The sequence below is a fragment of the Flavobacteriaceae bacterium HL-DH10 genome, assembly GCA_031826515.1.
In the GTDB taxonomy this organism is placed as follows: Bacteria; Bacteroidota; Bacteroidia; order Flavobacteriales; family Flavobacteriaceae; genus Thalassobellus; species Thalassobellus suaedae.
In genome coordinates this window covers 2,068,713-2,083,697 of the sequence record CP134536.1, presented here as the reverse complement: position 1 = coordinate 2,083,697, position 14,985 = coordinate 2,068,713, and the positions used below count along the sequence as shown (strand labels likewise).

At 31.6% G+C, this 14,985-nt stretch carries 12 protein-coding genes and 2 tRNA genes; 10 read left to right on the top strand and 4 right to left on the bottom strand.

Features of this window, described 5'->3' with window-relative positions; genetic code table 11:
• Positions 1–85 precede the first annotated feature (85 nt).
• Positions 86–1,897, top strand: coding sequence for a glycoside hydrolase family 2 TIM barrel-domain containing protein (locus RHP49_09075; protein WNH11076.1), 1,812 nt, complete (start codon positions 86–88; stop codon positions 1,895–1,897).
• A gap of 123 nt (positions 1,898–2,020) precedes the next feature.
• Here the strand turns inward: RHP49_09075 and RHP49_09070 are convergent.
• The 3 genes from RHP49_09070 to mutS all read right to left on the bottom strand — a co-directional run bounded on the left by RHP49_09070 (position 2,021) and on the right by mutS (position 4,878).
• Positions 2,021–2,104 (bottom strand) — tRNA-Leu (locus RHP49_09070).
• A 24-nt stretch (positions 2,105–2,128) separates the two neighbouring features.
• Positions 2,129–2,200: transfer RNA gene (locus RHP49_09065), tRNA-Gly, on the bottom strand.
• Between the two features lie 104 nt (positions 2,201–2,304).
• Complete coding sequence (gene mutS / locus RHP49_09060; protein WNH14406.1) at positions 2,305–4,878, bottom strand: DNA mismatch repair protein MutS; 2,574 nt, start codon at positions 4,876–4,878, stop codon at positions 2,305–2,307.
• A gap of 203 nt (positions 4,879–5,081) precedes the next feature.
• Here mutS and RHP49_09055 point away from each other — a divergent pair, with 203 nt between their 5' ends.
• From RHP49_09055 to RHP49_09030, 6 genes are all read left to right on the top strand, one after another.
• A complete protein-coding gene (locus RHP49_09055; protein WNH11075.1) occupies positions 5,082–5,525 on the top strand; it encodes a DUF1573 domain-containing protein in 444 nt (147 codons plus the stop codon).
• A gap of 69 nt (positions 5,526–5,594) precedes the next feature.
• Positions 5,595–6,125, top strand: coding sequence for an RNA methyltransferase (locus tag RHP49_09050; GenBank protein ID WNH11074.1), 531 nt, complete (start codon positions 5,595–5,597; stop codon positions 6,123–6,125).
• A 130-nt stretch (positions 6,126–6,255) separates the two neighbouring features.
• A complete protein-coding gene (locus RHP49_09045) occupies positions 6,256–7,812 on the top strand; it encodes a glycosyl hydrolase family 28 protein (GenBank protein WNH11073.1) in 1,557 nt (518 codons plus the stop codon).
• Positions 7,813–7,954: 142 nt separating this feature from the next.
• Entirely contained in the window at positions 7,955–8,614 is a 660-nt protein-coding gene (locus RHP49_09040; protein WNH11072.1) for a class I SAM-dependent methyltransferase, read from the top strand.
• Between the two features lie 207 nt (positions 8,615–8,821).
• Positions 8,822–9,022, top strand: a complete 201-nt coding sequence (locus tag RHP49_09035) for a YqaE/Pmp3 family membrane protein (protein ID WNH11071.1) — start codon at positions 8,822–8,824, stop codon at positions 9,020–9,022.
• Positions 9,023–9,111: 89 nt separating this feature from the next.
• The gene (locus RHP49_09030) at positions 9,112–9,369 is read left to right on the top strand and encodes a hypothetical protein (protein WNH11070.1); all 258 of its coding nucleotides are present in this window, start codon (positions 9,112–9,114) and stop codon (positions 9,367–9,369) included.
• Between the two features lie 146 nt (positions 9,370–9,515).
• On the opposite strand, the gene folK is transcribed toward RHP49_09030, so the two are convergent.
• Complete coding sequence (folK, locus tag RHP49_09025) at positions 9,516–10,646, bottom strand: 2-amino-4-hydroxy-6-hydroxymethyldihydropteridine diphosphokinase (protein WNH11069.1); 1,131 nt, start codon at positions 10,644–10,646, stop codon at positions 9,516–9,518.
• A 191-nt stretch (positions 10,647–10,837) separates the two neighbouring features.
• Here folK and RHP49_09020 point away from each other — a divergent pair, with 191 nt between their 5' ends.
• The 3 genes from RHP49_09020 (at position 10,838) to RHP49_09010 (ending at position 14,790) form a co-directional block, all read left to right on the top strand.
• Positions 10,838–11,128 carry a GIY-YIG nuclease family protein gene (locus RHP49_09020; protein ID WNH11068.1) on the top strand — a complete coding sequence of 97 codons (291 nt, stop codon included), beginning with the start codon at positions 10,838–10,840 and terminating at the stop codon, positions 11,126–11,128.
• A 72-nt stretch (positions 11,129–11,200) separates the two neighbouring features.
• Entirely contained in the window at positions 11,201–11,905 is a 705-nt protein-coding gene (locus RHP49_09015; GenBank protein WNH11067.1) for a queuosine precursor transporter, read from the top strand.
• A gap of 206 nt (positions 11,906–12,111) precedes the next feature.
• On the top strand, positions 12,112–14,790 hold the full coding sequence (locus RHP49_09010) for an AsmA-like C-terminal region-containing protein (protein WNH11066.1): 2,679 nt from the start codon (positions 12,112–12,114) through the stop codon (positions 14,788–14,790).
• The last annotated feature ends 195 nt before the right edge of the window (positions 14,791–14,985 follow it).

Sequence of the window (14,985 nt, the reverse complement as noted above, 5' to 3'; positions counted from 1 at the left end):
GTTCGTTCTGTGTATATCAGCCTTATAAACATCAGAAAACCAAATAACTTAACTCATCTATTTGTAACATCTTAATTTATACACTATGCCTAAAATTAAAAATTCCATATTATTTTTTTTACTATCATTACTTACAAATATATCTCAAGTAAATAGTCAAGAAGTATTTATTTCCAATACACAAAACAGAACTTTTACCAGTTTAAACGGTAAGTGGAAATATGTAATGGATCCTTATGAAACTGGACAAATTGGTTTTATGCCACTTTATAAAAACATAAAACAAAAGGATAAAACAGACAGAGTGGAATATAGTTTTGATTCTGCACAAACACTTTGGGTTCCTGGAGGTTGGAATGTTCAAAAACCTGAGCTTCTATATTACGAAGGTAGTATATGGTATCGTAAGACTTTTGATAAAGAAAACATTGCTAAAGACAAACGCTATTATATTTACTTAGGGGCTGCCAATTACAATAGTACTATTACTTTTAACGGAGAGATTCTAGGTGAACACGAAGGTGGTTTTACCCCATTTTGCTACGAAGTAACACATCTCATTAAAAAAAGAGACAACTATTTAATAGTAGGAGTAAACAATACCCGCTCGAAAGATCAGATACCAGCAAAAGTTACTGATTGGTTTAACCATGGAGGAATAACACGCGATGTTAAACTATTAGAAGTACCAACTGCATTTGTTTCCAATTATTTTCTGTCACTTAATAAATCGACACTTAATCTCAAAACCAAACAAATTGATGGAAGTTTAACCCTTACAGGAGGAACATTTTCTCAAAAAGTTAAAGTTATTATACCTGAATTAAAAGTTAACAAAGAGATTATTGTTGATTCAACTGGCACTTGTAACTTTACTATTAGTGTTAAAAATCTTGACCTATGGTCTCCAAAAACTCCAAAACTATATAAGGTTTCTATTGAAACTGAAACTGAAAAAATTAATGATAGGATAGGATTTAGAACCATTGATACAAAAGGCAAGCAAATATTATTAAATGGCAATCCTGTATTCTTAAAAGGTATTTCTCTTCATGATGAGAATCCACTTCGTAGAGACAGAGCCAACTCTATAGATGATGCAAAATTGGTCTTAGGATGGGCAAAACAATTAGGATGTAACTTTATTCGTTTAGCACACTACCCACATCAAGAAAACATTGTTAGATTAGCAGACGAAATGGGAATAATGCTTTGGGAAGAATTACCCTTATATTGGGGTATTGAATGGGACAATCCAAAAGTTCTTCTAAAAGCAAAAAAACAATATACCGAGCTTATAAATCGAGACTACAACAGGGCGAGCTCAATTATCTGGTCAATAGCTAATGAAACAACACCAACAAAAGCTCGAAACGAATTCTTAAAAGCGATAGCAGAACATGTCAAATCTTTAGATAATACACGCTTACTAAGTGCTGCCTGTAAAAAAGATCAGGCAGGTGATGGAAATCCTGAAAACCACTATACCGTTAGTGATCCTATTATGAAATATCTCGACATTGTTAGCTTTAATGAATATTTAGGATGGTACGGAGGTTTACCTGAAGAGTGTAGAAAAAAAACAATTACATCAAGTGCTAATAAACCCATAATAGTTAGCGAATTTGGTGGTGGAGCTCTTCAAGGGTTTTATGCAGACAAACTTACCAGATGGAGCGAAGAATATCAAGAAAATTTATATATAGAGAACCTTGCAATGTTTAATAAGATAGATGGATTGGCTGGTATGACTCCTTGGATTTTAGTCGACTTCATGTCTCCCCTTAGACAATTACCAGATATACAAGACGGATGGAACCGAAAAGGTTTAATTTCAGAAAAAGGTGTTAAGAAAAAAGCATTTTACATTCTACAAGACTATTATAAGACAAAGTAAAATGAATCGAGTACATTGAACAATTCTAATGCAAACAAAATTCTGGCTTAAAAAACTCCTGTAAATCACAAAACAAACATATAAAAACAAAAAAAGCCTTATCTAATAAAAGATAAGGCTTTGTACTGAAGACGGGACTTGAACCCGTACGTCCTAATGGACATTGGATTTTAAGTCCAACGTGTCTACCAATTCCACCACTTCAGCTTGGTATATTTTAAAAAGTATCAGAGCGAAAGACGGGATTTGAACCCGCGACCCCCACCTTGGCAAGGTGATGCTCTACCCCTGAGCTACTTTCGCAGTCTTTTAATGAACGAAGCAACATCGCTATTGCGGATGCAAATTTAAAACTTTTATAGAAACTGCAAAGCCTTTTTTAAAAATAAATGAAATTATTTTTAAGCTCACTTTTTCTTAACCAACATACGCTTAATTTCATTTAATTTCATTAGCGCTTCAACGGGCGTAAGTGTATCAATATCAATGTGTAATATTTCCTCTTTAATATTTTCAAGTAAAGGATCGTCTAAATTAAAAAAACTGAGTTGCATCTCATCTTGTATCGATTTCACCTTATCTGTAAGCTCTTCACTAGAATGCGACTTCTCTAATTTCTTTAAAACTTGATTAGCACGACGTAAAACTTGTTGTGGCATACCCGCCATTTTTGCCACATGAATACCAAAACTATGCTCGCTGCCTCCTTCAACTAACTTCCGTAAAAAAAGCACATTGTCTTTTAATTCTTTTACCGAAACATTGAAATTTTTAATGCGTTCAAATGTTTCACTCATTTCATTAAGCTCGTGGTAATGTGTTGCGAAAAGCGTTTTCGGTTTTGCAGGATGTTCATGTAAATATTCACTAATAGCCCAAGCTATAGAAATACCATCATAAGTACTCGTACCACGACCAATTTCATCTAACAATACTAAACTTCTATCTGAAATATTATTTAATATAGAGGCTGTTTCATTCATTTCTACCATAAATGTAGATTCTCCCATCGAAATATTATCGCTGGCTCCTACTCTAGTAAAAATTTTATCTACCAAACCGATTCTCGCTTCCTTTGCAGGAACAAAACTACCCATTTGAGCGAGTAACACAATTAAGGCTGTTTGGCGCAAAATAGCCGACTTACCAGACATATTAGGTCCTGTAATCATGATAATTTGCTGAGCACTTCTATCTAAAAACACATTATTAGCAATATAGGCTTCACCTATTGGTAGTTGTTTTTCAATAACAGGATGTCGACCATCTTTAATATCTAAATCGAAAGAATCATCGATAATAGGATACACATACTTATTGTCTTTTGCTAATTGTGCAAACCCACACAAACAATCTAATTGCCCTACTAAGAACGCATTTTGTTGTACTGGTTTTATATACTGACTTAACCAACTTACTAATTCTGAAAATAATTGTTGCTCAATGGCTTGAATTCTGTCTTCGGCACCTAAAATTTTGGCTTCGTATTCTTTAAGTTCTTCGGTAATATAACGTTCTGCATTCACCAAAGTTTGTTTTCTAATCCATTCTTCTGGTACTTTGTCTTTATGGCTATTACGTACTTCAATATAATATCCAAATACATTATTAGATGCTATTTTAAGTGATGTAATACCTGTCCGTTCACTTTCACGCTTTAGCATGTTATCAAGATAATCTTTCCCAGATTTAGACAAACCTCTTAATTCATCTAATTCAACAGAAAACCCAGCAGCAATACTATGCCCTTTTAAAACATTTACAGGCGCTTCTTCATTAAGTGTTTCCTTTATCTTTTCGCGAAGCACTTCACAACTTTGTAACGTATCTCCAATAATTTTTAAAGAGTCGTTATTGCAATTTGATGCCAATGCCTTAATAGGCACAATAGCTTCTAAAGAATTTTTAAGCTGAATAACTTCACGCGGATTTACCTTTGCTGTGGCTACTTTAGAAATTAACCGTTCTAAATCGCCAATAAGCTTAATATGATTTTGAATTTTTTGAAGTACGGTATTTTCCTTAGTTAAAAAACTAACCACTTCGTGGCGTTGCTTTATTTTTTCAACGTTTTTTAAAGGCAGCGCTAACCAACGTTTTAAAAGTCGTCCGCCCATAGGCGAAATGGTTTTATCAATAACATTTAAAAGGGTAACCGCATTATTATTGGTAGAATTATAAAGCTCTAAATTTCTAATAGTGAATTTATCCATCCACACATAATCATCTTCTGCAATTCTAGAAATAGAAGCAATATGTTGTAATTTATTATGCTGTGTTTCGCCTAGATAATGTAAAATAGATCCTGATGCAATAATGCCTTCATGTAAATCTTCAATACCAAAACCTTTTAAGGTTTTAGTATCAAAATGTTTTATTAAAGTTTCGTATGCATAATCGGTCTGGTAAACCCAATCTTCCATATAAAACGTATGGAAATCGTCACCAAACGTGTCGCTAAAAGTGCTTCGCTTTTGTTTAGAAACCAAGACCTCACTCGGACTAAAGTTTTGTAATAGCTTATCTATATATTCAACATTTCCTTGAGAGGTTAAAAATTCTCCTGTAGAAATATCTAAAAACGAAATACCAATATATTTTTTATCAAAATAAACAGAACACAAAAAGTTATTAGATTTTGAAACCAAAACCTCATCGTTTAAAGCAACTCCAGGTGTTACCAATTCGGTAACTCCACGTTTTACGATGGTTTTAGTTTGTTTTGGGTCTTCTAACTGATCGCAAATGGCAACGCGCTGTCCTGCTTTAACCAGTTTAGGTAAATAGGTATTTATAGAATGGTGCGGAAACCCTGCTAACTCAATTTCACTTTCACTACCAGCACCTCGCTTTGTTAAAATAATACCTAAAATACCTGCTGTTTTAATAGCATCTTCACCAAAGGTTTCATAAAAATCGCCGACACGAAATAACAACAAAGCATCAGGGTATTTAGCCTTAATCGCATTATACTGTTTCATTAACGGTGTTTCCTTCTTAGTTTTGGTTTTTGCTGTCAAAAAAGTAAAATTTTAATTCAGATTTTGTCTCTTGGCGAATTTAGTCAATTCAAAAGATGTTATAAAATTATGTTAAAAATAAAATTCTACTTGCTAATATCTATGAGATCAAATAAGTTTTCTTAGTTTTGATATACATATTAATATAATATTCCCATTCAAACATGAAAAAAGTAATTTTATTAAGCTTTGCTTTACTTGGTATGACAACCATAAGTATTGCCCAAACCGCTGCAAAAACAACACCTATTGAAAAAACTGTTACTAATAAAGATGGTGCTAAAATTAAATTTGAAACAGAAACTATAGATTACGGAACTATAGAGAATAATTCTGATGGAAATAGAGAATTTAAATTCACTAATACAGGTAATGCCCCTTTAGTAATTACAAATGCCAAAGGATCTTGTGGATGTACTGTTCCTACTTGGCCTAAAGAACCTATTGCTCCAGGAGCATCTTCTGTAATTAAAGTAAAATATGCTACTAACAGAACAGGAGCTTTTTCAAAAAGCGTTACTTTAATTTCAAATGCCGTTAATGCACCTACAAAAGTACTTCATATAAAAGGTAAAGTTAATCCTCCTGTTGTAGAGGCTGAAAAATAATTTCTATTTTAAAAAATCATATTGAAAACTTCCTTTTAAAAAGGGAGTTTTTTTTTGGATATTTGTAACATGCGGAAACTGAAAAATAACGAATTAGATAGATTAAGTGTTGATGCTTTTAAAGACGCAAAAAAGACACCCATTATTATTGTTCTAGACAACATTAGAAGTTTAAACAATATTGGTTCGGTATTTAGAAGCAGTGACGCCTTTTTAATTGAAAAGATTTATCTCTGCGGAATAACAGCAATCCCGCCACATAAAGACATACACAAAACAGCTTTAGGCAGTACCGAAACCGTAGATTGGGAATATGCTGAAAACACCATAGATTTAATTGAAAAATTAAAATCTGAAAACGTTAAAATATGTTCTATAGAACAAGCTGAAAATGCCACCATGCTAAATGATTTTAAACCTGAAGCAGATTCTACATATGCTTTAGTATTTGGTAACGAAGTAAAAGGCGTTGCTCAAGATGTGGTTAGTACTAGCGATGTTGTTATTGAAATTCCTCAATTTGGAACGAAACATTCTCTTAATATTTCGGTAAGTGCTGGAATTGTTATCTGGGATATTTTTAGCAAGTTGAAAAGCTAATAAATTAAATACTTAGTACTAAAATCTCTATCCTTTTATGCTTATAAAATAAACCATTGAACAAAACAATTATCTATTTAGTTTTTAAAAGCATAGTTTTATCTTTCTAAAACTAAACGCACCTCTTAAAATGAGACCTTTTCTTGCCTTAATTTCAATTGTAGTATTTTTTAATTGTAAAAACGACACTATTTCTGGAGTAGATTATAGTAAACTTGAATCAATCCCTACCAAAGAACAAGTAGGACAATTGGTTTTACCAGACACGATTGCTCCTGTATCTGCTCCTTTTGAAATGCCTGCATTTGAAAAACCTACGTTTCCAGATAGAAGCATCAATATTTTAGATCGAGATGCTGATACCTCAAAATTGGTTACAACCCATATTCAAAATTCGATAGATGAACTAAGTGCATTAGGTGGCGGAACAGTTGTTATACCTCAAGGCCAATGGAAAACAGGGCGTATTGCTTTAAAAAGCAATGTCAATCTACATCTTGAAGATGGTGCTGTATTAACATTTAGTACCGATGTAAAAGATTATCAGCCCGCTGTATTTACGCGTGTTGAAAGCTTAGAGGTTATGTCGCTTGCGTCTTGTATTTATGCCAACAACCAAGAAAATATAGCCATTACGGGAAAAGGAAAACTCATAGGGCCTTACAATGGCGAAATAAAAGCACGTTCATATACGAAAGCCATTGAAAGCCTTGTAAATTTAAACAAACCTGCTAGAGAACGTATTCATGACGGATCAAAAGAAGACTGGATACTTCCACCAAAATTCATATCGCCTATTAATTGCAAAAAGGTGTATATAGAAGGTATTTCTTTAGAAAATACAGCATTCTGGAATATTGTCCCCGTGTATTGCGACAATGTCATTATAAGAGGGGTTTCTGTAAATTCTGTAGGCATTCCTCGTGGTGATGGTATCGATATAGAATCCTCAAAAAATGTCCTTATTGAATATTGCACGTTAAGTACTGGCGACGACGCATTTACCATGAAATCTGGACGTGGTGAAGATGGTTTAAAAGTAAATAAAGCTACCGAAAACATTGTAGTTCGCTACTGTCTAGCATTAAAGGGACATGGTGGTGTAACTTGCGGAAGCGAAACAGCAGGAACGATTCGTAATTTATATGTACACGATTGTGTATTTGATGGCACTGGTGTAGGTATCCGATTTAAAACCAGACGACCAAGAGGCGGCGGTGGCGAAAATTTGTATTATGATAGAATCCGAATGAACCTTAAAGCTACATGTATTAAATGGGATATGTTAGGCACACCTGCTTATGTTGGCGAATTAGCAGAAAGATTACCCATAAGAGACGTAAATAGCTTAACTCCTTTTTACAAAAATATTAGCATATCGAATATTATTATTGAAAATGGCACACATTTTTTAAAAGTATACGGCATTCCAGAATCACCGCTAACAAACTTAACCATAGATAATGTAGATGCAAACTGCTCTAATCTTATTATTATAAATGATGCTAAAAATATAAACATTAAAAATACCAGTATAAAAACACCAGATTCTTTAATAAATGTTCTTAATGGTACAAATATAGCTTTTGAAAATGTGCTATTTAATTTGAATGGTGCTGAGTTAAAAACAAAAAATATAACTGGAAAAGTTAACGATATTACTTTTAAAGATTGTGAATTTAAATAGCAATACATTTACAATACTTAACTATTTATCATAAAAAGACTTATACTGAATGCGAATTCTTTTTACTACTGAAGAAACTACTAAGTTTTACTTGACTCTAAGGCTTAAAAATTATAATTTCGTTTATAGAAGAATATATTAAGTGACAAAAAAAATAAAGACGCCTTGGCCAACCAAAGATGCCATGAACCAGATTTACGACATGCATCTTTGGGGAGGAAACCAATTCGATTTTTATTCTGGCGCAGGTTCACATAATCCAGAAATTATAAATCCCTATTTAAAAGTTATTATAGCATTTTTAGAATCTCACAATAACACCTTAGTGGTTTGCGATTTAGGTTGTGGCGATTTTAATATTGGAAAACAACTCACTAAATATGCGAAAAAGTATATTGCTGTAGATATTGTTGAAAGCCTTATAAACAGAAACAAAACATTATACAAAGCAAACAATTTAGAGTTTTATTGTTTAGATATTATAGAAGATGAACTTCCATCTGGAGACTGTATTATATTACGACAAGTATTACAGCATTTGTCTAATAAAGACATAGAAGATATAACAAAAAAATTAAGCGCTTACAAATACATTATTCTAACAGAACACATCCCGCTGGGAGACTTTACACCTAACAAAGACATTATTTCTGGGCAAGGTATTAGAATAAAACAAAACAGTGGTGTTAATATATTAAAGTCTCCTTTTAATTTAAAAATTAAAGAACAAAAACAACTTAATGAATATGTTCTAGAAAATGGAAAAGGACGAATTTTGACGACTTTGTTTAGAGTATTTTAAATAACCTCTATGTTTTAATCTAAACCTTTTTTGTCATTCCTGCGCAGGAATGACAATTGTTTCTCTTGAAAGTTTTTATATACAATTTAACTTGATTCTAAAGTTTAAAAAATTTAAATTCGCTTATTAGCACATATAAACATTAAAAACGGATTTATATTTCAAATATTACCACACATTAGAACCGAATAACTAAATTTAAAAATTATGAGATATATTTTAGCATTATTTCTTCCTTGGCTTTCTCTAATGCTTCAGGGAAAAATTGGAGCAGGAATTGTTTGTTTAATCCTGCAAATTACATTTATTGGTTGGATTCCTGCAAGTATTTGGGCAATATCAGCTTTGAATAGAATGTATGCGGACAGAAGAACTAACAAAATAGTTTCCGCAATAAAAAACAAATAGCAAATGACTTCAAAAAAGTATAAAATTTCTGATTCTCAATTATGGTACAAAATAGAATCTGACTTTTAAAAACTGACCCGAACGGAATTTTGTATATTGGAAAGGCAACTTCCTTTTTAGACAGAGTTATTAATTTAAAAAAATCCATTTCCCCAGATTATTACTCTGAAAATCATGAATGCGGTATTAGATATAAAAATTCGGACTTAATTAAAAGCAAATTTCAATTTCAGCATTTGGAAATTGAATTAAATGGATATGAGGAAATTCATTTAAAAGAAAAAGAACTATTAAACAATTACGAACAAGAATTTGGCGAATTGCCTCCGTTTAACAGAAATAAATAACGTTTGGTAACACCATGCATAAAAAATTTCTAATTTAGCTAAACCAATGTTAATTGCTCGTTTGCTAGCTTCTGATTTTCCTTCGAAAAATCCTCGCACTCAAACACGTAACATTTCATATAAATAACCGATAAAAGCAACTCCAATCACTCCCCGCAAATCTCACTCAAAACCCATAAATAATCGGCTCGGTTTTGAAGAAAGTCTCTATCAGAAACATCAATAATTTTAACGTTAAAATCGGTTTGTGTTTTTAAAAACTCTAAATAGCCTGTGTTTATTTTTTCAAGGTAATCATCGGCAATATTTTGCTCATAATCGCGTCCGCGCTTTTTAATATTGGCTTGTAAGCGTTCTGTATTTTGATATAAATACACGTATAAATCTGGTTTCCGCAACTCTTTATACATTAAATAAAAGAGTTTTCGGTACAACATAAACTCATCATCTTGCAAGGTGATTTTAGAGAATATGAGTGATTTAAACACATCATAATCACTTACAATAAAATCTTTAAATAAATCGAGTTGCGATAAATCGTCAGAAATTTGCTGATACCGATCTGCAAGAAAAGACATTTCTAAAGGAAACGAATAACGTTGAGGATCTTCGTAAAACTTTGGCAAAAACGGATTGTCGGCAAAGCGTTCTAAAATCAGTTTCGCATTAAAATCCTGTGCTATTTTCGTTGCTAAACTGGTTTTTCCAGCACCTATATTACCTTCAATTGCGATGTAATTATACTTCGCTAAATTGCAAGCCATATTTGGGTTTTTTAACCCGATTTTAATAGGCTCTAAAACCGATGTATCTTCACTTTCATTTAATAAAACAGATACCTCTTTTTCAAATTTTGGATGCTTTACTTTTGGAGCGATATCGCTAAGCGGCAACAACACGAACTTGCGCTTACTCATTTCAGGATGTGGCACTTGCAAGGTTTTAGTATCGATAATTTCATCTTCAGCTAAAACAATATCCAAATCTATAGTTCTGGCTTCGTAACCAGCATCTTCACTTCGTGTTCTTCCCAATTGAGTTTCAATATCCAGCAAATTATCAAGCACCTCTTGAGGTTGAAAATCACTTTCTAAAACCAAACAACAATTAAGGAAATCGTCACTTTCAAACCCAAAAGCTGGCGATTTATAAACTTTAGAAATCAGTTTAATATTCCCTATACGCATATAAATAACATCTACGGCGTCTTGTAAATTTTTCAATTTATCGCCTTTATTACTTCCTAATGCTATATAATATGTTGTTGGTTTCACCATAGAAAAGCAAAATAATGAAAAGTAAATGGTTTACTTTATATTTACAGAAGCTATTTATTCACAAATTGTCTTGATACAATATTCTTATGTCATATCGCTCTAACTGACACCATAATGAGAAATCGAATGTCACTTCGAGTAATTTCGATTTTTTTATCGGAATTGTATCGAGAAGCTATATTTCTTTAAATATGAAAGTATATTATGTTTATATTTTAAAATGTTCTGATAAAACTTACTACACAGGTATAACTTCTAATTTAACAAAGAGAACTATAGAACATCAATCAGGGAAACACCCAAATAGTTATACTTACAAGCGCATACCAATTAGTTTAGAATTTTATGCAGAATTCACGAATGTTGAATTAGCAATACAAACAGAAAAACAAATTAAAAAATGGTCAAGGGCTAAAAAAGAAGCTTTAATTAAAAATGAATTTGAAAAGCTTCCTAACTTAGCAAAAAAGAAGTTTAGTTAACATTAGTTCTCGATACAATGCTCCTATCGTCGCATCACTCGAACTGACAAAAAACATTTATTCACAAATTGTATGACATTAAAAGATAAACTTGCTGCACAACGTATTTACATCCTTTTAGGTGCTTTATTTATAACCTCGTTAGTAGTTTCGAACTTAATTTTTCAAAAATTCTTTTATTGGTATCCGTTCGATATTGAAATTTTTGGAAATAAGCTTTTTGAAATCTCCGTTGGTATTTTACCTTATCCCATTACCTTTTTAATAACCGATTTGATAAGTGAGATTTACGGTAAAAAACGTGCTAACGATGTTGTTATTACTGGTATTTTCGCTTCTTTATTTTCACTTCTAATTATTTATACCGCTAGTAATGTGCCAGCAACCTCATGGTCTTACGTAAAAGACCACATGTTTAATACCGTTTTTGGTAATTCGGCAATTGCTGTTTTTGCAAGTATGCTTACCTATTTATTTGCACAATTTGTAGATATACAAATTTATCATTTCTGGAAACGCTTAACCAAAGGCAAGCATTTATGGTTACGAAATAATTTTTCAACCTGGTTTTCCCAGTTTGTAGATACTTTAACCATAGTAACACTTCTTTGTTCTTTTGGTATTATTGATTGGGTAAACTTTAAAGGCTTACTTATAAGTGGATTTCTTTTTAAAGTTATTATTGCTGCCTGTGACACGCCTTTTTTATATTTAGGCGTGTATTTATTCAGAAAACGTTTCAACTTAAAAGTGAATGAAGAAATAGATTTACTCTAAATAAAATTTAGCAATAGATTAACGCATACGTAAGCTTTTATCGTCATTTTTACGTATATCTTTGTAAACCTCAAAGTAAAGAAGACCAAATCCTTACTAATGAAAAAATAAAATTCTTGAAACATTCATATCTAAATTTTCAACACCCAAGGAAATAATTAAATGAATGTTACAAGTGACCGCTAAAAAACAATAATTAAAAACACATGAAAAAAGCTTTAAAAATATTCAGTATTAGCATTCTAATTATTTTTGCACTTTTAATTGCTATTCCCTTTGCTTTTCAAGGTCAAATTAAAGACCTAGTGAAACGTTTTATAAACGAAAACGTAAACGCCCAAGTAGAATTTAGCGATGTTAGTTTAAGTTTTATTAAAAGTTTTCCGCAAGCGCATGTAAGCGTAAGTGATTTGACCATTACTAATTTTGAACCTTTTAAAGACGAAACCTTTGCGACTGCTAAAGACATTTCGTTCACCATGTCTATAAAAGAACTGTTTAAAAGCGCTAGTGACGAGCCTATTGTTATTAACTCTATAAACGTTGACGAAGCTCTAATCACCTTAAAAACAGATAAATTTGGCAACAATAATTACGACATTACAAAAGAAGATAAAAATGCGAATACAACTCCAACAAGCCAAGGTAATTTTTCATTTAGTTTAGAAGATTATAGTATTAATAATAGCGCCTTTACTTATATAGATGAAGCTGCTAATATTTTGGTTCATATTTCAGAACTTAACCATAAAGGCAATGGTGTTTTTTCTACTGATAAATCTGAGCTAAACACCAAAAGTGATGCGAACATTAGTATTACCATGGATAGCACTAATTATTTAAACAATAACCCAATAAAATTAGATGCTATAATTGGTTTAGACCTTACTAACAGCGTTTATACCTTTAAAGACAACAAAGGTTTCATTAACCAATTGCCATTAGAATTTCAAGGATATTTAAAATTGTTAGAAAACGGACAAGACATAGATATTACATTTGAAAACCCAGAATCTGATTTCAAAAATTTCTTAGCGGTAATACCTAAAGAATATTCAAAAAACATAGAAGACGTTCAAACTACTGGCGATTTTAAAGTAAATGGCGTTATAAAAGGAATAAATTCGGATGAAACCATTCCTAATTTAGATATCAATATAACTTCAAACAACGCATCATTTAAATACCCAGATCTACCAAAACGTGTTGAAAACATTTCCATAAATACTTCAATTAAAAACACAACAGGAAATCTAGATGACACCTATGTAAATATCGAAAAGTTAAATTTTAAAATTGATAATGATGTTTTTAAATCTTCTGCAACTTTAAAAAACATCACAAAAAACATGCTAGTAAATGCAAATATTGATGGTGTTTTAAATTTAGCTAACATAACCAAAGCCTATCCTATTGAATTAGAAAATGCGCTTACAGGTATATTGAAGGCAAAATTAAATACTGCTTTTGATATGAAAGCAATTGAAACCAATGCATATGAACGCATTAAAAATAATGGTTCTGCAAGTATTACTGATTTTGTTTTTTCTTCGGAAGATATTGTTAATCCCATTCATATTTCACAAGCAAGTATGTCCTTTAATCCAGGAACTGTATCATTAAATAATTTTAAAGCTAAAACAGGTGATAGCGATTTAAACGCCACAGGAACAATTAAAAATTTACTTGGATTTTTATTAAGCAACAACACTTTAAAAGGAAATTTTGATGTAAACTCAAACCTATTTAAAGTGAGTGATTTTATGTCGGAAGATAAAAGTTCAGAAGAAGACAAAACAACAAGTGATACCGAATCGTTAAAAATACCCGACTTTTTAGATTGTACTATTAATGCCCATGCAAAAACAGTCGTTTACGATAATTTAAATTTAAAAGATGTTACTGGAACTCTTTTATTGAAAGATCAAAAAGCAACGCTTCAAAATATGAAATCTAATATTTTTGATGGAGCATTATCTATTTCTGGAGAGGTTTCAACCAAAGATAAAACACCAACTTTCAACATGATTATAGGAGCTGATGGATTTGATATAGCAAAATCTTTTAAAGATTTAGAGCTACTTCAAAACCTTGCTCCCATTGCAGGATTACTTAAAGGAAAACTAAACACCGGTATAAGTTTATCTGGAGATTTAGATGATGATTTTTCACCAAATTTAAGCACCGTTTCTGGTAATGCTTTGGCAGAATTATTAGCTACAAGAATTGGTAACGACCAAGGTGAGCTAATGAATAAACTTGAAGGAGCCTTAAGCTTTATTGATTTTGATAAACTGAATTTAAAAGACTTAAAAACAAAATTAGAATTCGCAAATGGCAAAGTAAGTGTTAAACCTTTTGACCTAAAATATGAAGATATTGCCATTACCGTTTCGGGAAGTCATGGTTTTGACAAAACATTAGCGTATAGTGCTATTTTTAATGTTCCTGCAAAATATTTAGGTAGCGAGGTAAACAGACTTATTGGTAAAATAAATGATAGTGAGGTAAACAAAATTACTGTTCCGATAACTGCCAATATTGGTGGAAGTTTTACGAGTCCAACAGTAAAAACCGATTTAACAAGTGGTGTTTCAAATTTAACGAAGCAACTTGTTGAGATAGAAAAACAAAAACTACTAAATCAAGGCAAAGACAAAGTCAAAGATTTAATTGGAAATGTTATTGGAGGCAATAAAACTAAAACCGACTCTGTAAAACAGCAACAAAATAATACGGTTAAAGATGTTTTAAATGATATTGTTGGTAACAATAAAACAAAAACTGATTCTACAAAAACAAACACAACTAAAGACGCTGTTAAAAATGTTTTAGGCGGTTTATTAGGTGGAAATAAAAAACAAAAAGATACTGTTAAACAATAAACTAAGCTTATATCACTTTTTAATTAATATAATCTCTTTTAACCGTTTACTAAATTAGTTTCTGTTATTACAAAAATAAAACCTTATCTTTGTAGCGTTCTTTTTCAAGAAAAAATTTCTACAGTAAGAAATATTACATTTTTAACTTCATAGAAATGACGCTTTTGGATAACAGACAAAATCGTTTTAACACAG